The organism is Anabaena sp. WFMT, from assembly GCF_051781005.1.
GTDB lineage: Bacteria > Cyanobacteriota > Cyanobacteriia > Cyanobacteriales > Nostocaceae > Anabaena.
Genome location: NZ_JBPWOA010000026.1, coordinates 213,768 through 234,630, shown reverse-complemented (window position 1 = coordinate 234,630; position 20,863 = coordinate 213,768). Strand labels below are relative to the sequence as shown.

Here is a 20,863-nt window from a genome sequence, read left to right as displayed (position 1 = left end):
TTCTTAGAAACGGCTTTTGCTCTATCCATTGTTGCTATTTGAATAGGCTGTTGACTGATTATATCTGTGAGTGGAGTTGCAGCCAAGCTATCTCCAGAACCTAAACCCAATCCTATAGAAGTTGAAACTAATACAACTAGGCTAATGGTTAGCAATATTTTACGAAATGCTTGAAGTAAAATCATTCTAAATTCCAAAATCTTTGATTTTGCAGGTGTGGACTTGACTATTAACGAAGGGTGTAAAATTAAAAAGTGTAGATAATTAAATTTCTACTTATACTTTCTATAAAACAATACCTTCGCTAAATTGAAAAAAGCAGATAGAATTGGCGGCAACACAAATTAATTCCACATAAGCTGACTAATCTCAGCTTGCGGAGGTAGACTTTATGTGTGTAGCTCCAGATTTCTATTTTGAGGACATTCTGCACATTTAGGATGCTGCCTCTATGGGTAGGCAAGAAGTCTTCATTTTCTAATATGTCTTCCTTCAATCCTGTGGCTCGGAAAGAGAAAGAGGGAATTAAATACTGATGATTACGAAGCTCTTAAGATTATACTTAACTAGTTATCCTCAGTATTTCTAATCTTTAAAACTGAACGAAGTTACTTTTTTTCATTCTTCTACTTTAGCACAAATAATTAGTTTATTTTTATACCTGAAGATATAGTTTTTTATACCTAAAGACATAGTTAAGCTGTTACTAATATCAGTACTTCTGGGGATTTTGCAAAAGGTCTAATGAATAGGGATGGCAATTACAAACTCTGTACCCTGACCTGGTGATGAAATGCAACGCAAGGAACCACCATGTTTTTCAGTAATAATCTGGTAGCTAATTGATAATCCTATACCAGTACCTTTGCCAACTGGTTTTGTAGTGAAAAAGGGGTCAAATAGATGAGGCTGGATTTCTTCTGGAATCCCTGTGCCATTATCAGCAATATGAACAACGACATTTTCATTCACCTGCTCTGAAGAAATACGAATTACGGGTTCTGGACAACAACCATTTTGGAAAGCTTCTTCTAAAGCATCAATGGCATTTACCAAGATGTTCATAAATACTTGATTTAATTGTCCTGGAAAGCACTTGATTTTAGGGATTTTAGCATACTCTTTGATCACTGTAATTTGAGGGCGGGGTTGATCAACAAGCCTGTTTGCATCTACACTTTGGGATTTGAGGCGGTGTTGTAAAATTAACAGGGTGCTATCAATTCCTTCATGGAGATCGGCAATTTTAAACTCGGCTTCATCCAAACGAGAAAAGATTCGTAAACTGAGGACGATTTCTCGTATGCGACTGGCTCCAATCTTCATAGAAGTGAAGATTTTCGGAAAATCTTCCATTAAAAATTTAAGATCAGCTTCTTCTTGAGCATTTTGAATTTCTGATCCTGGGTAGGGGTAATATTTTTGATAAAGTTTAATTAACCATAGTAACTGTTGAGCATAATCTTCAGTGTGCTTGAGATTGCCATAGATAAAATTAACAGGGTTATTAATTTCATGGGCAATACCAGCAATCATCTGTCCCAAAGAAGACATTTTTTCATTTTGAATTAATTGGGACTGGGTAAGTTTGAGTTCATGTAGAGTGTGATTGAGGTCTATATTTTTTTGCCGCAGTGCTTGCGTGCGTTCTTCTACTTTTTGTTCTAGTATTTGGCTGTAAACCTCTAGTTTTTGGTTGGCTTCGTATTGTTCTATTAACAGTTGCTTTACCTGTTGAATTAACTGGTTAAAAGAAATGGCTAATATTCCCACTTCGTCTTGAGTTGTGACAGGAGCTTGGAGATCAAAATTTGATTCTTGGGTGACTTGTTGTGCAATCTGTGTAACAACTTTTAGGGGACGAGTAATTGTTTGCACCGTTAAAAATCCGGCAATTGCCACAATCGCACTACCCAACAAGTATAAGAATCCTAAATGTTGCCATAGTCTCCATTGCTCCATTTTTAGTGTTGATGTGGGAAACAACACTGTAGTGGTCAAAGCCTGACTATTTCCAGAAACTAAGATGCTTTTGGCTAAATAGTTCTGGTTGTCAATCATAATTTGTGTCACTGGCAATTTAGGATCTGGCAACTTCCAATTATCATGCTGTGCCATTACTAAAGATGTCGCAATTATATGATTGTTTTTTTGGGTAATCAGGTGTTTGGAAGAACCAGCCACAACTCTTTTCAGTAGGTTATCATCTACTAAGTTGCCAATAATAATTCCGCCTATTAATCCTGTTGGTGTTTTGATTGAATAAGTCACACTCTGGAGAATTTTTTGCCCACCTTCCACATCAACGAAATCAATTAATTGCGCTCCACTGCTGGCACTACTGCTAATTAATTGATCTGATACTTTCATTTGAGATAGTGCAATGCTACGCAAGTCGGTGAGGATGTTTCCTTTAGTATCAACTACTTTCAGCCAATCCAATTTTAATACTGTCTTCAGTGGCAATAATACCTGTAACAGTAATACTCGATCTCCTTGCTCAATAGCTTGTTGAAGTTTATCTTGATAAGCAATTAGTTCGATTTTAGTTTGTAGAGCTTGCTGTTCATACTGAAAATCTTGATCAACTCGTTCAGTAAATCTCTCCAAATCTTGACGAAAATTTCTCTCTAAATTTTCCGTAAACCAATTTCCTATTACTACTAAGCCCAATGTGAATACGCTCAAGTAAACTATGAGTAGTGGTATGACAATTTTTTGGCTCAGGTTCAGCCGCCTAAAAAATCTCTGCATAGTAATGTTATTTAATTGATTAATTTGGGATAAAACCATTGTTTTGCAGAATTTTCTTACCTTTCTCGCTGAAGATAAAATTAATAAAATCCTGAGTAGGGGCTGAAGGCTTTTTATGCCAATTTATGCCGATGTAACGTACCATTTGGTATTTTCCACTTCTGAAATTTTCTACTGTGGGTTCAACACCATTGAGACTGAGGCGATTGACTGGTAATTGATTGATCACAGAATATGCTAAAGAAAAAGCACCAATGGAATTAGGTGTATTTTGTAAGGTTTCAATTAATTGTCCTTCTTTATTCAAAATAATGGCTTTAGTGGTAGTCTTGTCTGCGCCTAAATAGTATTTTCGCAATAATTTTTTTGCTGACTCGTCTTCAGGTCTATCCAACAAAATAATTTTAGCATTGGCTCCACCCAATTCTTGCCAATTGGTAATTTCACTTTGATAAATGGCTTTTAATTGCTTAGTAGATAAATTAGTAACACCTTTAACGCTGTTGTTGGTAGCAACTAATAACATATCTTTTGCCAATTCACGATCTTGAATTTGACCATTATTTTCTTCTGGTTTGAGTTTGTGACTGCTACTGGCAATATCAATGATGTCGTTTTTTAAAGCAGCGATCGCTCCTTCTGACTGAGTATTAGAGATAAACTCAATTTTAATGTTGTTGTTTTGGGCTTGGTAAGCTTGTGCCAATAGTTTTAAAACTGTTGTCGTGGAACTGGAACCACCAATTTTGATGATCTTTTGGTTTGGAGAATTTGTGGAACTGGCAGATGGACTAGAGGCTGTTGGCGTAGTTGAGTTGATTGACGCGCAACTGCTCAACCCTAAAACTATACATCCGATGGTCATTGAGTGAGCAATCTTTTTCATGGGTGAGTCTCCAAATCTCTCTAAACCGATATTCATATCTAAGATGTTGTTATTAGCAAACTTCTATCCATCATAATGAAATTGGGTATCAACTGCATCTACTTTATATAAACTACATCTATCTTCAGGATGACACCTTTTTTTACGCATTGTATTGATTGAATTAGTATATTTACTTATCAAAACAATTGCTTATACTATCACAGGATAAGCTAATGCAGCCAAAAATACGGCATCACTAAGTACCTGGACAGAATTAATTACACAATGTCATTGCGAATGGAACGAAGTGGAATGACGCAATCGCAGGGACTGGGATTGCTTCGCTTCGCTCGCAATGACTGTAAATATTTTTGTCCAATTACTTACCTTTATCAACACCAAAATAGTTGTGTGGGTGATAGGTTCTCAAACAACACTCTGTCACCGTGATTAACCTAGTGGAGAGCAAGCCAAACTCATCACAAAAATGCTGAGTACACAGCTAAGTTCATTCTGATAATTTTCTCAAGTCTGATTGCTTGGCTAAAAGTTCGCGTACTTCTTCATCGGTAGTTTGGGAAAAATCTTCATACCAAAATCCAATAGCAGACATTTGTTCTAGGATTTGCAAACACACTATTTCGTCTACTTCTAACTGCAACTCTTGGTAAGTGCTTGTTGGTGCAACTGGAACTGCGACAACAATTTTTGTCGGCTGTTGTTGTTTGAGGATTGCGATCGCAGCACGTATGGTTGAGCCAGTAGCAATACCATCATCTATCAAAATCACCGTTTTATTTTTGACGTTTAAAGCTGGAGCATCACCCCGATAAGTGCGATCGCGTCGCTGTAATTCTTGCAATTCTTCAGCAGCAACTATCTCAATCACTTCTCTGTCTATTCCCAAGGTATTGATGACATCATAATTTAGTACTTTTATACCCCTATCAGTGATACCTTCTCTATGAGAGGCTTCGCTAACGGTGAGCATTGCGATCGCACCCATTGCCAATTCTTTATGGCCAGGTACGCCGAGTTTTCTGACTATACAAACATCCAGGGGTGCATTTAAGGTTTTGGCTATTTCAAAGGCGACAGGCACACCCCCACGAGGCAAACCCAATACTAGCAGGTCTTCTCGGTGAGCATAGGCTGTTAAATGTTGCGCTAAAATTTGTCCTGCTTCTGTACGGTTATGAAATCTTTTCACCATCACTATCACCACCTCGTAATGATTTTGGATGACTAACAACTTCTCCTCATCTGCAATTAAGAAGAAACTAAGACATTGCTAGGGCTTACGCACTCAGCCAGGTTGAGAACGGTAGAATAGGCGTTTCAACTTCTGGAGAGATTCTTCGCTGCGCTCAGAATGACAGTTTTCCGTTTTAGTGCGTGAGTCCTGATTGCTTAATTCACCGATGAGGCTATTCTCCACCTTGTATAGGGAGTTAGGAGGGATTTCGATACAACGGTAGAGTTTTCAAACATCCTCTCCTATTTCTATGGTAGATCCAAAATGCAGGTGATCAGAAATAACTATCCGGTCAAAAAAGGTTAAAATAGTTTGTATATAAGTAGGTGGGCAAAATAAAACCAAACTTAAGACTTGTCGAAACTTACCCTCAAGCTGGCTTATTGCTACCTACTCCTCAAGGAATATTAACTATGTTTCACCAAATTTTAGTTGCGTTAGACAACTCCGAAACAAGTCAGTATATTTTCGAGCAAGCCCTATTTTTGGCAAAAACAAGCAATGCAGCCTTAATGTTGCTTCATGTGCTATCGCCCTTAGAAGATCCTTACCTCAATCCTATATTTTTGCAACCAGAAACAATTTATCCCACTTTGTATACTGAAAACATCAATCAATATATGCAAGCATGGGATAAACTCAAGCAAGAAAGACTCGACTGGATGCGATCGCTCACTCAAACAGCAGTTAATGCAGGTGTCAAAACTGAGTTGACCCAAACTGTAGGCGATCCAGGTCGCATCATTTGTGAATTAGCATTAAGTTTGCCAGCAGACCTGATTATTGTCGGTCGTAGAGGAAGAACTGGAATCAGTGAAGTTTTCTTGGGCAGTGTCAGCAATTATGTACTACATCATGCTCATTGCTCAGTTCTCACTGTACAAGGTTTAATTCCCGCTAACATACCAAATAGCGAAGATACTCAAGTAACTTCCACCTAAAAAATTCACAATTTCTTAATATTTAAGCTAGGACAGATCAAGCAAACTTTTCTTTTTCCCCTCTGCAAATAGGGGTAATGAAAGGCTGCTCACCTCTGGGTTTGAACCACAATATCAGTCAGCACTATAATACTATTGCTGTATCTACTCTCATCCATCACTTTAATTTAAGATATGGCTCAGTCTCAATGAGTTAAATTTATTTGTAGCTAGGTCTGTATACAATTTCCTACTACTTTTATGACTACGGTTATTAACTTGGTACAGACTATACTAGTATTAGTAATTTATCAAATACATCCAAAATTTAAAATCTAGAGGTATCTATGAGTTTTTCTAATCTTAACAAGAATACAAACGAATATAAAGAACTTAAAGAAAAACCACATTGGCAAGGGCCACCCACAATAAAAAATGGTGTCAAAGGTAGAGAAATCAAGCCACAAGAGATAATTACCGATGTTTTCAATGAAGATGATCGGGGTCGCGGTCGAGTGGCAATTTTTATTGATGGCTTAAACCTATTTCACGCAGCTTTGCAACTAGGCATTGAAATCGACTACGTTAAATTGCTATGTCGTTTAACACAGAGTTCTCGATTGTTACGAGCTTTCTTTTATACCGGAGTCGATGCCAGCAAGGAAAAGCAACAAGGGTTTCTGCTATGGATGCGTCGCAATGGATATCGTGTAGTCGCTAAAGAAATAGTTGCAGTTGCCGAAAATTGCAAAAAACCCAATCTCAATGTAGAAATTGCCGTTGATATGATTACTCTAGCACCCTACTACGATACGGCTGTCTTAGTCAGTGGTGATGGTGATTTAGCCTATGCTGTCAGTGCTGTCAGCAGCTTGGGATCTAGGGTAGAAGTGATTGGTCTGCAAACAATGACTAGTGATAGCCTGATTGATGTGGCTGATTACTTCATAGACTTCGACAGTATTAAACAACATATTCAAAAGGATTCTCAGGTTGGCTATAGTTATCGCACTTCGTCCACTTCTCAAATTTAAATACTCAAACATCTGCTGAGGTAACAGGACTTATTGAGGTAAATCACAGCCAGGAAATTAGTCTCCATATTTTGCTCAAACTTCATCAAAATGGATATTTTAATAGTTGAATATGAAACCCAACTAGCTTTAGAAAAAGAAAAATTTTATTGTCGGATTCAGTCGCAATGGGATCAATATCGCCATATTCTTTATTGCCTGTTCCCCGTTAAGAGTTACCCTAGCTAGAGAATTTATTTTGCACAACTACTGACATCAACTTATAAAGTAGCAAATGCTGCATTTTATTTGCGCCTTATTTTAGATGTGTGCTATACCAGGTTAGGAATAGCTAGTTAACATTTCCATGTATAATTACTATCCTAATTATGGAAGTTTGAAATTCAGTGATAGTACTGATTAAGGTGTTTTTAGAATTCGATTAATATTGACTTTAGGGAGGAATGTATAGTTAGCTTCAAAGTTATTAAATATGAAAGTCTCTTTGCAAACTTATGCATCTTCACTGCACAAACTATATTAATAACCTGAATACAGACATTGTTACTGGATCTCGCAAAATCTAAGGAGTGCAAAACGTGAATCAGATCCAATTGACTTTAGTGATTAGTTATCTGTTAATGACTTGCTATTTTTTTACCAATTGGTTAAGTTTTTCCCTGCGTCATCCGGCATCTACTCCAGAAGATAAATTTTTATCATTTATTATGTGTTTAACAACTACTATCTTCTGGCCTTTAATGATTCCTCTATCGTGTTTAAAAATTATTAAGAATGGCAAGCTAGAATTTAGTACTGTAATTCCTGTGCTTTTAGCAATATTTGCTTGTAGTATTTCCTACTATCTCAGTTAAGTAACCACGCATAAATATTTAGATAAATAGGGTTTGCTGAAAAAGTTGTTGATGAGGATTTAGATTTATTCAGCAAGCCCTAAGTAAATTCTACATTCCTGACACAACTTTAAATTAGGGACAAAATTATTCCGTCCCTAATTTTAAAATATTACTGAACGCGTGTAGGAAAAGTCCCAGGACTAACACCTATGTTGAGATTCTGGTTATTTCGACGCAGATCTAAACGTAAATTTCCGCCAATTTGGGCTTTTTCAACAGCTTTCTGCACACTAGCTGCATCTGTAACTAATTGGCCATTGAGTTTTTGAATGACATCACCAGCACGTATTCCGGCTTTGTCCGCAGGTGAATTCACCATAACTTTGACTATCAACACACCTTTATCTTCTTTCACATTTAAACCACTATTGGGATCTGAGTTGAGACGTTGCTTCAACTCAGGTGTTAAACCCACCATTTGAATTCCTAAATAAGGATGTTGGGCTTTACCTGTTGTTATAAGTTGATTAGAAATGCGTTGTGCTGTGTTAATAGGAATGGAAAATCCTAAACCCTGCGCTCCTTGAATGATAGCTGTATTCATACCAATGACTTCCCCGCGAGCATTTAGCAAAGGGCCACCAGAGTTACCGGGGTTAATTGCTGCGTCGGTTTGAATAAATTCTACTCGCTTATCGGGAACGCCAACTTGATTGCTAGAGCGTCCAGTGCCGCTGATAATGCCTGTAGTTACGGTATTATCTAACCCTAGAGGATTACCAATTGCGATCGCCCATTGTCCCGGTTGTAGTTGATCAGAATTACCTATAGTCACTGTTGGCAAATTATTCGCCTGAATTTTCACAACTGCAACATCAGTTAATTCATCTTTCCCAATTACTTTACCGTCAAAGGTACGCCCATCCTTGAGAGTGACACTCACTGTATCAGCACCATCAACTACGTGAGCATTAGTAATAATTCGACCGTCTGCACTGAGGATAAAACCTGAGCCAGTACCTCTTTCTACCCGATTTCTTCCTTGCATTGGTAGTTGTGAACCAAAAAAGCGGCGGAAAAACGGGTCATTCAACTCATCGGGTAACTGGGTTGTAACAGTGCGGGCTGAGTTAATTCGCACTACCGCAGGCCCTACTTTTTCGACAACTTGAGTAATAAAATTAGGATCTGTATTTGCTGGTAATGGGGAAGCCGCATTGACTCGACTTACTGCTAGTTGAGATGCAGTTTCAGATACCTGCTGTTGGTTTCCAGCTAGATAGCCACCTGCTAACGTCATACCTGATCCCAGCAGCACCAAGGATAAAGAGGCCGCTGCCTTTTTCCAGGGTGTATCATGATGGCTTTTTGGTAAAAGATTGTCTTGGTCTTGTGTTTGTTTTGACATTTTCTGTACAGAAGGGATATTGAGGACTATTACTAAGGTAGATATTTTTTTTGATGCTTTTGTTGCAAAAGTGTAGCAGTATTGGGAAAATTTCTAGTCTTTATATTTGGATACACTCACAAATATGAATTTTTCCAACAAATCCATAAAATCTGTTGACATTATAGCAATCTTCAAAATTTGATACCCTAATTATCACAAAGTGCGTAACAGCCTACCATCATTGAAGGAGGCAGGAGGCAGGAGGCAGCTATGCAGAAGGAGCAAATCAGGCATGGGATTCGACCCTGATTTGAAGTCACTGAAAATTCCCAATCCAAAATCTAAAATTCAAAATCTAAAATTTTTCGGTCAGTTTCCCTCTTGCCTTCTGCCCCCTAACTCCTGCCTTCGATAAATCATTGGTCAAGTCTTGACAAGTCTCATGCTATGTGGTTTATTAAAAATAACGACCGTTCGATATAGATAAGCTGAGTAATGCCGAAAATTGTTGATCACGAACAGTACCGTAAAGAATTAATCGGCAAGTGTTTTGATTTATTTGCCGAAAAAGGTTATGGCGCTATTACCATGCGGCAAATTGCTCAGAGTTTAAATGTTTCTACGGGTACGTTATATCACTATTTTCCCAGTAAACAAGCTTTATTTGAGCAACTGGTGGAAGAAATTACTCAACAGGATGTCATTACAGCTTTAGCAGAATTGGGAGGAAAGAATAACTTATCTGAATTGATGACAGCCTTAGGTAATTATCTTGTCAAAAATGAAGAATACCTAATTAAATGGACTTATGTATGGGTTAATTTTTGTCAACATCAAGACTCAAAATCCATGCTGAGTAATAGCACGGTTTTCAAACACGCTAACCAACGATGTCAACAAGTAGCCTGTGACTTATTAGGCATTCAAGATGTAGTATTGGCATCTTTTATTTTAAGCTTTGTCAATGGTGTAATTCTAGAAAAATTATGGGGTAATGAAACAATTAACTTTCCTGAACAATGTGCTTTGTTAGAAAAAATGTTAACTGCTTATTTACAGCAAAAATCATAGGTGACTGGGGAGTCTTTTGGTAAATAGAAATGAATCAAAAACTGTTATTCAAACCTGCAAATAAAGGGTTTATCGGTTTACTCATAGGTACTACTGCTATTATAGCGGGGATGACGACTTACGGTATTTATAATTTTGGAAAAATTGGCAAAAATGCCACATTGGAATTAGCAGCAGCTTCCCCTAGTCCCATCAAAGTGACTGCTTTAGGCAGACTAGAACCAGAGACAGAAGTTATTAGCTTGTCTGCACCTTTAGCATTAGATGGCGATCGCATCGCGGAAGTTTTAGTTAAAGAAGGTGATAGAGTCAAAGCCAGACAAGTGATCGCAGTTTTAAATTCACGCGATTATCTGCAAAATGCTGTCCAACAAAGCGAGAAACAAGTTAGAGTTTCCCAAGCCAAACTTGAGCAAATCAAAGCTGGGGCAAAATCGGGAGATATTCAAGCACAACAAGCAAGTCTTGAACGAATAAAAGCCCAATCTGAAGGCGATAAAAATGCCCAACAAGAAAATATTGCTCGCATAGAAGCTCAATGGCAAGGTGATAGAATTGCTCAAGCAGCAACTATTAATAAATTAGCCGCAGAACTGAATAATGCTGAAGCCGAATCTCAACGCTACCAACAGTTATATTCTGAAGGTGCTGTTTCTAATTCTGTGATTGACAGCAAACGTTTAAATGTGGAAACTGCCAAACAGCAATTAGGAGAAGCCAAAGCAATTCTCAACCGCATCAATTCCACCGCCACCAAGCAACTAGCAGAAGCCAAAGTTGGATTAACTCGAATTAACGCCACCAGTAATAAACAAATTAGCGAAGCCAAAGCCACGCTGAACAGTATTGCCGAAGTTCGTCCGGTAGATGTGAATTTAGCACAAACAGAAGTTGAAAGTGCGATCGCTACCCTCAAACGCGCTCAAACTGACCTAGAAGCAGCTTATATCCGCGCCCCAATGGATGGACAAATACTCAAAATTCATACCCGTGCTGGCGAAAAAATAGAGAATACTGGAATTGCAGACTTCGCACAAACAGACCAAATGCTGGCAGTGGCAGAAGTTTATCAAACTGATATTAGTAAAGTCAAATTAGGGCAAAAAGCCTTAATTACCAGTTCCTCATTTACAGGTGAACTGCGGGGAACGGTTTCACAAATTGGCTTACAAGTCAACCGCCAAAATGTGTTTAGCAATCAACCCGGTGAAAACCTCGATAGTCGAGTAATTGAAGTAAAAATTCGCCTTACCCCTGAAGACAGTAAAAAAGTTGCAGGTTTAACCAACTTGCAAGTACAAACAGCAATCGAATTGTAAAGTTGATTTGCTGTTAAATATAATGAATGTTCGTTATCAACTGGTTTGAATTGTAACCTAAAAACTACTTTGGGGTGAATTTAATCATGATTCAATCTATATACATATCGCTTGCTATTCTCGGCTTAGTTCTTCCATATTCTCAGTTTATTCCCTTTATATTAGAGCATAGTCTTGATATAAAACTGTTTTTTGAACAACTTTTTGTTAACAGAATATCTAGCTTTTTTGGAATGGATGTAATTGTTTCTTCCCTCGTATTTTGGGTATTTGTGTTTGGGGAAGGAACACGGCTAAAAATGCAAAATCTATGGATTTACATTGCTTTTAATCTTATGGTTGGCGTTTCCTTTGGTCTGCCCTTATTTTTGTTGATGCGACAACGGCAGATAGAACAACAAAGTGACAAACTTAGTTATTAAGAGGCGGTTACACAATGCTATCTCAATTATTTCGCAAAACGCCTCTAGCTTGGCGACAGTTAATGAAAGAAAAAACACGGCTGGCTATTGCAGTCGCTGGGATTACTTTTGCAGATATGCTGATGTTTATTCAGATGGGTTTTGAAAGTGCTTTATTTGATGCAGCTATTCAACCACATCGCAATTTACAAGCAGATTTAGTTTTAATTAATCCTCAATTTGAAACTCTATTTTCAGTTAAAAGCTTTTCCAGAGAAAGACTTTATCAAGCATTGAGTTATGATGGTGTAAAATCAGTTAACTCTGTTTACATTGGTACTGGACAGTGGCGAAATCCAGAAACACGAATTGATAGGGCTATCTTAGTTTGGGGCGTAGATCCAACACAACCAGGTTTGATATTTCCTGAAGTGCAAAAAAATAAAGATTACCTCAAGTCACTACATCAAGTAATGTTTGATCAAGCCAGTCGTCCTGAATATGGTGCGGTGGGTGATATCTTTAAAAAAACGGGTAATTTTCAAACAGAACTAAGTAGTAAATCTGTTAGTGTTAAAGGGTTATTTAGTAATGGTGCTTCCTTTGCGGCTGATGGTAATGTTGTTGCTAGTGATTCGACTTTTTTAGAACTATTTCCTACTCGGAAAGCAGATCAAATTGAAGTGGGTTTAATTACTCTCAAACCTGGTGCTGATATTGAAAAAGTCAAAGCACAACTAAGAATAGGATTAAATCCAGATCCAAAAAATCCCTTTGTTCAAGTCGGAACACCTGAAGATTTTGCTCAAAAAGAAAAAAGTTATTGGGCTAATGGGACAGGGATTGGTTTTATTTTTGGTATAGGTGTCGGAGTAGGTTTTATTGTTGGTATCGTGATTGTTTATCAAATTCTTTATTCTGATGTTTCCGATCATTTACCAGAATATGCCACTCTCAAAGCAATGGGTTATACAGATACCTATTTTTTGGTTGTCTTGCTACAAGAAGCATTACTTTTAGCTTGTTTGGGTTTTTTACCAGCATTTTTTCTATCTTTTGGGCTGTACCAAGTCACTTATTCTGCCACTTTGTTGCCCATTTTTATGAAAGCAGACCGGGCAATTAATGTTTTTATTTTGACTGTGATTATGTGTAGTATTTCGGGGGCAATCGCTATCCGAAAACTAAGTTCTGCTGACCCTGCGGATGTTTTTTAGGCTTTCCCAGAACCCCACCCCCAACCCCTCCCCGCAAGCCTACGGTGTACACACAAGTGATCTGATTACCCAAAACAAGCCCTGGCGATTATAAATCACGGCTACACAAACAAAGTCCACCTGCGTGGACTTAAGAAAAGAAAAACTACTTATTTTCAACCCACGTAGGTGGTGAGACCAGTCCTGTAGGCGGGTCTCCCGCCGTAGGGAACTGGCGAATCCGAAGGAGTTTTGCCTGTGTAGTTGCGGTTTCTAACCGCCGATTTAATGTTAACTGGACTTGTGTGTACACGGTAGGCAAGCGAGGAGGGGAGTTAAAAGGGAATACTTGATTAGTTGAAACCAATAAAAAATCTATGTTACAAGTCTCGACGAAATCCAACATTGCTTCGGAAACGGTAATTACTGTTTCCAAACTCAATCATTATTTTGGTGAAGCGATGCTCAAAAAACAAGTGTTATTTGACATTAATTTAGAGATTAAGACTGGTGAAATTGTGATTATGACGGGGCCTTCTGGTTCAGGTAAAACTACTTTGTTATCACTTATGGGAGGTTTGCGTTCCGCGCAAGAGGGGAGTTTACAAATATTGGGTGAGGAAATGAGTGGTGCGAGTAAGGGACAATTAACTAAGTTGCGTCGTCAGATTGGTTATATTTTCCAAGCGCATAACCTCATGACGTTTTTAACAGCGAAAGAAAATGTGCGGATGTCTTTGGAGTTGCATGAGGATTATCTGCAAGGAGATATTAACGCCAAAGCTATAGCAATGTTAGCAGAAGTGGGTTTAGGTGATCGTGTTGACTACTATCCAGAGAGTTTATCGGGGGGACAAAAGCAACGAGTTGCGATCGCACGTGCTTTAGTTAGTCATCCTAAAATAGTTCTAGCTGATGAACCCACAGCGTCCTTAGATAAACAATCTGGACGCGATGTGGTGGAATTAATGCAAAAATTAGCTAAAGAACAAGGTTGTACTATTTTGCTTGTCACCCACGATAATCGGATATTGGATATTGCAGATCGCATCATTTACATGGAAGATGGACAATTGAAGAGTGATGGTATAGATGCTATTGCTAAAATGCATTAATCTAGCTGTGTGCAGGATTTACAAGATAGTAAATGGAAATTAGTAATCTATTTCAAGCCGGTGGCGTAGTCATGTTGCCACTGCTGTTTTTTTCCGTATTAGCAGTAGCACTCATTATGGAAAGGATCACCTTTTGGGTAAAGCTGAGTGGTCGTCAAAATCGGGTAGTCAGGGAAGTGCTAAATTTTTACCGTCAAGGTAATGTAGTTAGTGCTTTAGATAATTTGCAGAAAAATGTTGATTTACCTATCGCACGAATTTTTTTAGCTGCTTTAGAATTGGAAGAACCAACCCCAGAAGAATTCCGCTTGGCTTTAGAAAGTGAAGCACAGGGAGAGATTCCTTTACTGAAAAGATTCCAAAACATTTTTGATACAATTATTGGTCTTGCTCCCCTGTTAGGCTTACTGGGTACGGTTTTGGGGTTAATTACTTCTTTTGCTTCTTTGAATATTGGTGATGTGGGTGGTAGTAAAACAGCGGGTGTGACAGCGGGGATTAGTGAAGCATTAGTATCCACAGCATCAGGATTAGTCGTGGCTATCTTTACACTTTTCTTTGCGAATACATTTCGGGGATTATATATACGTCAGATTGCTTGGATTCAAGAATATGGTGGACAGTTAGAATTACTCTACCGTCGTCGTTATGAAAGAAGGGATCGTTAAACAGACTAATTTTATGTGAAGCTGCACTAAATGATGACATCAATTAAGAGACTTCCAAATAAAAAAATATCCCAAAATTTCTTGTGGTTCAGGCCGAAAAGCCTGCTAATAATACAAGGACGGGCAGGATGCCCATCCCACAAGATTGGATCATCTCTTTTGTGGAGTTTTCTAAATTATCCGTCTTTATCTGTGTTTATCTGCGGTTAATTATTCTTGATATCTTAATTCTATGCTCTCGTTGCATCTAATTTTCTAAAGTCCAGCCCAAAGCTGCTGCTACTTGTCCTGCTAATGATAGCGGATCGAATGGTTTAGCGATCGCACTTTTAATTCCCAATTGAGCATAACGACGACGATCCGCAATTTGGATTTTAGCAGTTAACAAAATCACTGGAATCTCTTTTGTAGCTGGATTTGCCTGTAAATTTTCAAAAGCAGCCAGTCCATCCATATCTGGCATCATCACATCCAAAAGAATAGCATCTGGTTGATAATTTTCAGCCTTGACTATTCCTTCTTTTCCAGAACCAGCCGTAAATACTTCCCAATTGGCAACAGTTTCCAAGCAAATCTTCGCTACTTCTTGAATGTATTGCTCATTATCAACGACTAATATTCGCTTTGTTGTCATTCTTGCCATCCCCCTCATCAACTTTAGATTTTATATCATTTTGGGGACTGGGGATTAGGGAAATGGTCACAAGAGGCATGGGAGCAGGGAGCAGGGAGCAAGGGGGAAGACTGAGACCGGAGCTTGTACTCCGCCCCAGTAAGAGCGCCCTGGAAGGGCGGGGCTTCTCTACGAGACGCTCCGCGCAGAGGGGAAGGGCTTGCTCCCCCTGCACCCTGCCCCCTTCCCCTCTGCCTCTTCGGTGAGGATGAGGGATATAAGGGGGAATATTTATCTTTCTCCTGCCTTATGCCTTATGCCTATTACCAATTACCTGTTACCAATTCCCCCAGTAATTTTTTGCAGTAAATACAGCACTCTTTGTTCAACTTCATGAGTTGAAACTCGTCCTTTAGTTAAAAATTCTGTATGCCCCAATTTTAGTCGATGGCGTTCCGAATCATCCAAATCTTTAGCTGAGTAAACAACTACGGAAATAGTACAAAGTTGATTATGCTGTTTAAGCCAATCCACGACTGTAAACCCATCACTTTCTGGTAAAATTAAATCCAGAATCAGTAAATCAGGATTAACTTTTTGGCTGAGGTGAATAGCTTCCTTACCTGTTTTAGCAAAAAAAGTTTCAATATCATCATGTCTCTCGAATAAAGTTGCCAACAAATCGACAAGATCATTATCATCTTCAACAATTAAAATCTTAACTTTCCTTGCAGGTTCAGCTACTACTTTTTTCAAAGAATGCAACAGAGAGATTTCTTCTACAGGTTTACTCAACCAATCCACAAAATTAGCACTAGGTTGATTATTTGTACTGGGTTGGTAAACACTACAAATTACAATGGGGATGTTTTGAGTATCTTCCCGTGCTTTCAATACTGCCATTGTTTCCCAGCCATTCATTCCCGGCAGGAGCAAATCTAGTAGAATAACATCTGGATGTTGAGTAATTGCTGTAGAAATTGCTTCTTCACCTGTGGCAACTGTCATTACCAGATATCCTCCTTGCTCTAGCAAAGTTTTTAATTCGGTGCGAATCACAACATCGTCATCACAAACTAACACCAAGGGAGAATATTGATTATTAATTAGCATTTCTTCAGAAGCAGAATTTTCTAATTCAGTTTGGGGAAGTTGCCAAATTGGCAGAGTTAAGTAAAAAGTACTGCCCTCATTTAAAACACTTTCTGCCCAAATTTTTCCACCATGTTGCTGGACAATACTCTTAGAAATTGCCAAACCTAAACCAGTACCTTCATGGTTGCGTGAATCGGAGGAATCAACTTGTTGAAAACGCTCAAAAATACTATCTAATTTATCAGATGGTATTCCCCTTCCTGTATCTTTAACTATTAGCAGAACTTCGGTTTTTTGTTGTTTTGCTGTTAGCCAAACAGTAGAACTAGAAGTAGAAAATTTAATGGCATTACTCAACAAATTAGTCAAAGTTTGGACAATCCGATCTGGATCAGCCCAGAGTTGTACAGATAAACTAGAGATAGATAAATTTACCCCAGCTTTATTAGCTAGAGGCTGCATAATATTCAAAGCTGAACTAATTAATTCATCTAGATTGCAGTTTTCCCGCTCCATTTTCACCTTACCCGATTCGATACGCTCGATATCGAGAATGTCATTAATCAACCTCACTAAGCGTTCAGTACTATCGGTAGCAATTTCCAGTAACCGTTTACCTTGTTCTGAATCTGTTGGTAATAAACCACTCGCTAACATTCCCAAGGAGCCGTGAATTGAAGTTAGGGGAGTACGGAGTTCATGACTGACCACAGAGACAAATTCATCTTTCATCCGTTCCACTTGCTTGCGCTCAGTTATGTCACGAAGGATAACTGTATAAACACATTCAGAGCCAACATCTAATTTAGAAATAGATGCTTCAGCCGGAAATTCAGTTCCATCTTTGTGACGACCAAATATTTCGCGTCTTTCTCCCATTCTCCGAGCCGGACTAGGAGATTTACCAAAATCAGTGACATGATGGCGATGTTGCTCAGAAAAACGCATGGGTAAGAGTAAATCCAGCCGTTTTCCGAGAATTTCTTGGGCATAATAACCAAAAATCTTTTCTGCACCTTGGTTAAATAAAGTAATACATTGATTACCATCAATAGAAATAATTGCATCATCAGCAATACTCAAAATGCCTTCAAATCGAGTTTGGGAAATGATGAGAGCGTCTTGTGTGCGTTGTCGCTCGTCTAGTTCTAACTGCAACTTGTAATTGGCTGTAATTAATTCAGCCGTGCGTTCTGCTACTCTTAGTTCTAGTTCATCATGAATTTTGTGGAGAGCTAATTCTGCTAATTGCCGTTGTTGCTGATTTCGCAAAGCCACAATGCCATAAGCCAAGTCAGCGGCTAGTTCTTGGAGTAGTTTGACTTCATCTGTATCAAAAGCTTCTGTAGATGTGGCATAAATATTCAAAGCTCCAAAAGGTTGTTGATTATCAGCAATTAGAGGTAGAGCAATTGAGGAAGCATAACCCCGTTCATTAGCTTGACCCTGCCAAATCTGATAATTGGGATCTGTGAGAATATTTTGGATGATAGAGGTTTGACCTGTGCGAATTGCTGTAGCTGTAGGACCTTGTCCTCTGATTGCATCAGCCCAAGTTAGGTCAAGAGATTGCAAATATCCTGCGTCATAACCTGCTTGAGCTACTGGTAGGATGCTTTGGGCGATATCTTGTAGGGCAAAACCCACCCAGGCCAGACGATAACCGCCAACTTCGACAATAGTATGACAAATTTGTTGAAGTAGGTCAGACTCGTTTTTAGCGCGGACTAGTGCCTGATTACAAGCAGTTAATGTTTGCAAGGTGCGATTTATACGCTGAATTTCTATTTCTGTGTGTTTTTGTTGGGTAATATCGCCGATTTGGGTGTTATGGTTTTGTGTCATTTGTCGTGACAGTCTCACCCTTTCTAAACGGTTGATGATGCGGGTAACTAATTCCGGTTCAATGATAGGTTTGCTGACAAAATCATCAGCACCGGCGCTAAATATCTGATTGATAATTTCTGCATCGTTGTGGACGGTGAGAAAGAGGATTGGTAACTCATGATGTTGGGGATCGTTACGAACTACTTGGCAGAGTTCAATGCCGTTGATGTAGGGCATTTCTACATCTAAAATTAGCAGATCTGGCTTTTGTGTTTCTAGGGTTGGCCAGAATTGACGGGGATTACTCAGAGGGATGATTTTTAGACCCCAAGGGGTGAGTAAGGTTTGTAATAGTGCTAATATCTGCGGGTCATCATCTACGACTAAGATTTTTGGTTCTGCATGGGGAGAATTTTCGAGGGCTTGCTGGACTGCGGCTAATATCTGTTGGGGTGGCATTGGCTTTTGTAAAAAAGTATGTTTGCCATTACGAGCTATTTGCAAGCGATAGCGAAGCGCTCCGTAGGAATCGCTAAAATTAGTCTGATCAGTAAACACTAACACCGGAATTGGGGGTTTATATTGGCAAACTTCAGCCAAAAATTTGCCGCTATCTTCCTGGCTTGCTCCCACTTTTGGATCTAGTAACACTACATTAGGAGGTTGGCGGTAAAATTGACTTTTCGCTGCATTTAAGTTGGTGGCAATTGAGACGTTTAACCCCCAATTAATCGCTTCAATTTTGATTTGCTCTGCTAAATTGGCATCATTCTCAATTACTAATAACCAGGGAAGTTGATTATTAGTTGATGGTGGGGGTACATTTTTCTCGTTATGGCTCTCGATTTCCTGACGTAGTAACTTCACCCAATTTTGCAGATGCTTAATATCCGTTTTGGTGAATGTTTTTCCTGATTTCAGTAATTTTTCAATTTTTCTGGCTAACTCTGAACCCAGAGGTAAACCAAATGTGCCTAATGAGCCTGCGAGGGTGTGAGCTTCTGGGGATGCTTGGGAAAGCAATTCTGGAGTTAAAGTCTGTGCAGCTTGCTCTAATACACTGAGCTGCTCATCTACCCGTCCCCGAAATCGCTGCCAAATATTTGCAATGGCTGTGAGTGTTTGCTGTTGTGATTGAGAACTTGCTTCTTTGTTCTCTTCTTTCTGGGGTTTGAGACGATAGCCAATGCCATACACTGTTTCGATTAAATCGTGGGGTGCATTGGCTGATTTGAGCTTCATTCGCAGTCCTTTGATATGGGTGCGGACTGCTTCTTCTCCAGGTGTGTCTTCATAAGACCAAAGATGCTCTAAAATCATCCCACAGCTAAATACCCGGCGCTGATTTCGCAAGAATAGTTCTAAGAGTGCGTATTCTTTTGGGGTGAGGGAGATGAGATTTTGGGCATAGGTGACTTCACAGCTACTAGGATCTAGTTGTAAGTTACCCCATTCTAAGATGGGTGCTAAAGTTACACTACCCCGGCGTAATAATGCCCGGACACGAGCTACTAACTCTTCTTGGTCAAAAGGTTTAACTACATAGTCATCTGCACCTGCATCTAAACCTGTGGCTTTTTCGTGAGAGCGATCGCACCCTGTTAATAATAAAATTGGTACTTGCCTGCCACTAGACCGGATTTGCCGACAGAGACTAATCCCATCCAGTTTGGGTAACATGACATCTAACAGGATTAAATCATAATCATAAGTTTCGATTAAATCCCAAGCTGCATCACCATCAGTCGCTACCTCAACGGCGTAATTTTGGTCAGTGAGAACGGCGGTGAGTGCATAGGCATTTAACTCGTCATCCTCGACAACTAAAATCTTCATCTTAAAAGCTTTCCTGAAGTAATGGTTTTTATAGTTGATAAAAAGGAAAAAAATTCAATCGCCACAGAAATTATGATTAATAGTCAGGGGTCAAGAATTTTTCAGGATATACAGCAATCCGATTTGATTTATGATAGCTTGTCGAGCGCAGTACTGGAGGCGATCACTACCCCTACCCTACTGGAAGCTAACGCAACGGCAAGCTACGCGGAGCATCTCCTAGAGAAGCCAGTTAGAGGTAGTTCATAATACTTGTATGACGACATTAGACCTCTTGCAGTTTATGACCTTTTTTCGGCTTGGCGAGAAATCCGGGTACGAATTTGCCCTCTTTTCTTGATTCATGCCAGAGGTCTATTGGTTTTAGAAAAATTTTAGAAAAAATTGTACAATTAGTAATGCAGTAAATTTATATAAAATTAATTAGAGTATTCCAAGCAATAAAATACCCTGTCATGCTTCGCTTTGTTCAATATCTCGGAGATTCTTCTCTACACTGCGTTTTGCATGGCTATAGCTTGCGTAACGACGTAGGAATCATACGCCACGCTCTATAAACAGAATGACAGTCCTGATTATTTCTTCTGGGGTAAATAAGCTCATGTTTGCCATAACAGGTACTAAAGAGCCAAAATTATTTCATTACATTTAAAGTTAACAATTAA

The 20,863-nt window shown here is 39.0% G+C and carries 15 protein-coding genes; 9 read left to right on the top strand and 6 right to left on the bottom strand.

Annotated elements, in window-relative coordinates:
* Window positions 1-741: 741 nt before the first annotated feature.
* The 3 genes from ACSQ6I_RS17965 to ACSQ6I_RS17955 form a co-directional block, all read right to left on the bottom strand.
* Window positions 742-2,793: a HAMP domain-containing sensor histidine kinase gene (locus tag ACSQ6I_RS17965; protein ID WP_438891659.1), complete on the bottom strand. Its 2,052-nt coding sequence runs from the start codon at window positions 2,791-2,793 to the stop codon at window positions 742-744.
* Window positions 2,774-3,640, bottom strand: a complete 867-nt coding sequence (locus ACSQ6I_RS17960; protein WP_438891658.1) for a substrate-binding domain-containing protein — start codon at window positions 3,638-3,640, stop codon at window positions 2,774-2,776. Before ACSQ6I_RS17960 ends, ACSQ6I_RS17965 begins: the two co-directional genes overlap by 20 nt.
* A gap of 490 nt (window positions 3,641-4,130) precedes the next feature.
* Window positions 4,131-4,835 carry a phosphoribosyltransferase gene (locus ACSQ6I_RS17955; RefSeq protein WP_438891657.1) on the bottom strand — a complete coding sequence of 235 codons (705 nt, stop codon included), beginning with the start codon at window positions 4,833-4,835 and terminating at the stop codon, window positions 4,131-4,133.
* A gap of 455 nt (window positions 4,836-5,290) precedes the next feature.
* Here ACSQ6I_RS17955 and ACSQ6I_RS17950 point away from each other — a divergent pair, with 455 nt between their 5' ends.
* From ACSQ6I_RS17950 to ACSQ6I_RS17940, 3 genes are all read left to right on the top strand, one after another.
* Window positions 5,291-5,818, top strand: a complete 528-nt coding sequence (locus ACSQ6I_RS17950; protein WP_438891656.1) for a universal stress protein — start codon at window positions 5,291-5,293, stop codon at window positions 5,816-5,818.
* 326 nt (window positions 5,819-6,144) lie between these two features.
* Window positions 6,145-6,831: a LabA-like NYN domain-containing protein gene (locus ACSQ6I_RS17945; RefSeq protein WP_438891655.1), complete on the top strand. Its 687-nt coding sequence runs from the start codon at window positions 6,145-6,147 to the stop codon at window positions 6,829-6,831.
* A gap of 578 nt (window positions 6,832-7,409) precedes the next feature.
* A complete protein-coding gene (locus ACSQ6I_RS17940) occupies window positions 7,410-7,685 on the top strand; it encodes a hypothetical protein (RefSeq protein WP_438891654.1) in 276 nt (91 codons plus the stop codon).
* A gap of 151 nt (window positions 7,686-7,836) precedes the next feature.
* Here the strand turns inward: ACSQ6I_RS17940 and ACSQ6I_RS17935 are convergent, their stop codons facing one another.
* On the bottom strand, window positions 7,837-9,075 hold the full coding sequence (locus tag ACSQ6I_RS17935; RefSeq protein WP_438891653.1) for an HhoA/HhoB/HtrA family serine endopeptidase: 1,239 nt from the start codon (window positions 9,073-9,075) through the stop codon (window positions 7,837-7,839).
* A 477-nt stretch (window positions 9,076-9,552) separates the two neighbouring features.
* On the opposite strand from ACSQ6I_RS17935, the gene ACSQ6I_RS17930 reads away from it, so the two are divergent.
* From ACSQ6I_RS17930 to ACSQ6I_RS17905, 6 genes are all read left to right on the top strand, one after another.
* On the top strand, window positions 9,553-10,128 hold the full coding sequence (locus ACSQ6I_RS17930) for a TetR/AcrR family transcriptional regulator (RefSeq protein ID WP_438891652.1): 576 nt from the start codon (window positions 9,553-9,555) through the stop codon (window positions 10,126-10,128).
* Between the two features lie 29 nt (window positions 10,129-10,157).
* Window positions 10,158-11,447 (top strand): ABC exporter membrane fusion protein, encoded by a 1,290-nt coding sequence (locus tag ACSQ6I_RS17925; protein WP_438891651.1) that lies wholly within the window; start codon window positions 10,158-10,160, stop codon window positions 11,445-11,447.
* 86 nt (window positions 11,448-11,533) lie between these two features.
* Window positions 11,534-11,869 (top strand): DUF2834 domain-containing protein, encoded by a 336-nt coding sequence (locus tag ACSQ6I_RS17920; protein ID WP_438891650.1) that lies wholly within the window; start codon window positions 11,534-11,536, stop codon window positions 11,867-11,869.
* A 14-nt stretch (window positions 11,870-11,883) separates the two neighbouring features.
* Entirely contained in the window at window positions 11,884-13,065 is a 1,182-nt protein-coding gene (devC, locus tag ACSQ6I_RS17915) for an ABC transporter permease DevC (RefSeq protein ID WP_438891649.1), read from the top strand.
* A gap of 356 nt (window positions 13,066-13,421) precedes the next feature.
* Window positions 13,422-14,159 (top strand): DevA family ABC transporter ATP-binding protein, encoded by a 738-nt coding sequence (locus ACSQ6I_RS17910; RefSeq protein WP_438891648.1) that lies wholly within the window; start codon window positions 13,422-13,424, stop codon window positions 14,157-14,159.
* Window positions 14,160-14,191: 32 nt separating this feature from the next.
* A complete protein-coding gene (locus ACSQ6I_RS17905) occupies window positions 14,192-14,827 on the top strand; it encodes a MotA/TolQ/ExbB proton channel family protein (RefSeq protein ID WP_438891647.1) in 636 nt (211 codons plus the stop codon).
* Between the two features lie 247 nt (window positions 14,828-15,074).
* Here ACSQ6I_RS17905 and ACSQ6I_RS17900 read toward each other — a convergent pair whose 3' ends face one another.
* Both ACSQ6I_RS17900 and ACSQ6I_RS17895 read right to left on the bottom strand, forming a co-directional pair.
* Window positions 15,075-15,461 carry a response regulator gene (locus ACSQ6I_RS17900; protein ID WP_438891646.1) on the bottom strand — a complete coding sequence of 129 codons (387 nt, stop codon included), beginning with the start codon at window positions 15,459-15,461 and terminating at the stop codon, window positions 15,075-15,077.
* 309 nt (window positions 15,462-15,770) lie between these two features.
* Window positions 15,771-20,198 carry a response regulator gene (locus ACSQ6I_RS17895; protein ID WP_438891645.1) on the bottom strand — a complete coding sequence of 1,476 codons (4,428 nt, stop codon included), beginning with the start codon at window positions 20,196-20,198 and terminating at the stop codon, window positions 15,771-15,773.
* Window positions 20,199-20,863: the final 665 nt, after the last annotated feature.

Coding starts and splice junctions, on each gene's coding strand:
- ACSQ6I_RS17920 (WP_438891650.1), top strand. CDS start 11,534: ATGATTCAATCTATATACATATCGCTTGCTATTCTCGGCTTAGTTCTT.
- ACSQ6I_RS17960 (WP_438891658.1), bottom strand. CDS start 3,640: ATGAAAAAGATTGCTCACTCAATGACCATCGGATGTATAGTTTTAGGG.
- ACSQ6I_RS17910 (WP_438891648.1), top strand. CDS start 13,422: ATGTTACAAGTCTCGACGAAATCCAACATTGCTTCGGAAACGGTAATT.
- ACSQ6I_RS17965 (WP_438891659.1), bottom strand. CDS start 2,793: ATGGTTTTATCCCAAATTAATCAATTAAATAACATTACTATGCAGAGA.
- ACSQ6I_RS17895 (WP_438891645.1), bottom strand. CDS start 20,198: ATGAAGATTTTAGTTGTCGAGGATGACGAGTTAAATGCCTATGCACTC.
- ACSQ6I_RS17955 (WP_438891657.1), bottom strand. CDS start 4,835: ATGGTGAAAAGATTTCATAACCGTACAGAAGCAGGACAAATTTTAGCG.
- ACSQ6I_RS17945 (WP_438891655.1), top strand. CDS start 6,145: ATGAGTTTTTCTAATCTTAACAAGAATACAAACGAATATAAAGAACTT.
- ACSQ6I_RS17950 (WP_438891656.1), top strand. CDS start 5,291: ATGTTTCACCAAATTTTAGTTGCGTTAGACAACTCCGAAACAAGTCAG.
- devC (WP_438891649.1), top strand. CDS start 11,884: ATGCTATCTCAATTATTTCGCAAAACGCCTCTAGCTTGGCGACAGTTA.
- ACSQ6I_RS17925 (WP_438891651.1), top strand. CDS start 10,158: ATGAATCAAAAACTGTTATTCAAACCTGCAAATAAAGGGTTTATCGGT.
- ACSQ6I_RS17930 (WP_438891652.1), top strand. CDS start 9,553: ATGCCGAAAATTGTTGATCACGAACAGTACCGTAAAGAATTAATCGGC.
- ACSQ6I_RS17935 (WP_438891653.1), bottom strand. CDS start 9,075: ATGTCAAAACAAACACAAGACCAAGACAATCTTTTACCAAAAAGCCAT.
- ACSQ6I_RS17900 (WP_438891646.1), bottom strand. CDS start 15,461: ATGACAACAAAGCGAATATTAGTCGTTGATAATGAGCAATACATTCAA.
- ACSQ6I_RS17905 (WP_438891647.1), top strand. CDS start 14,192: ATGGAAATTAGTAATCTATTTCAAGCCGGTGGCGTAGTCATGTTGCCA.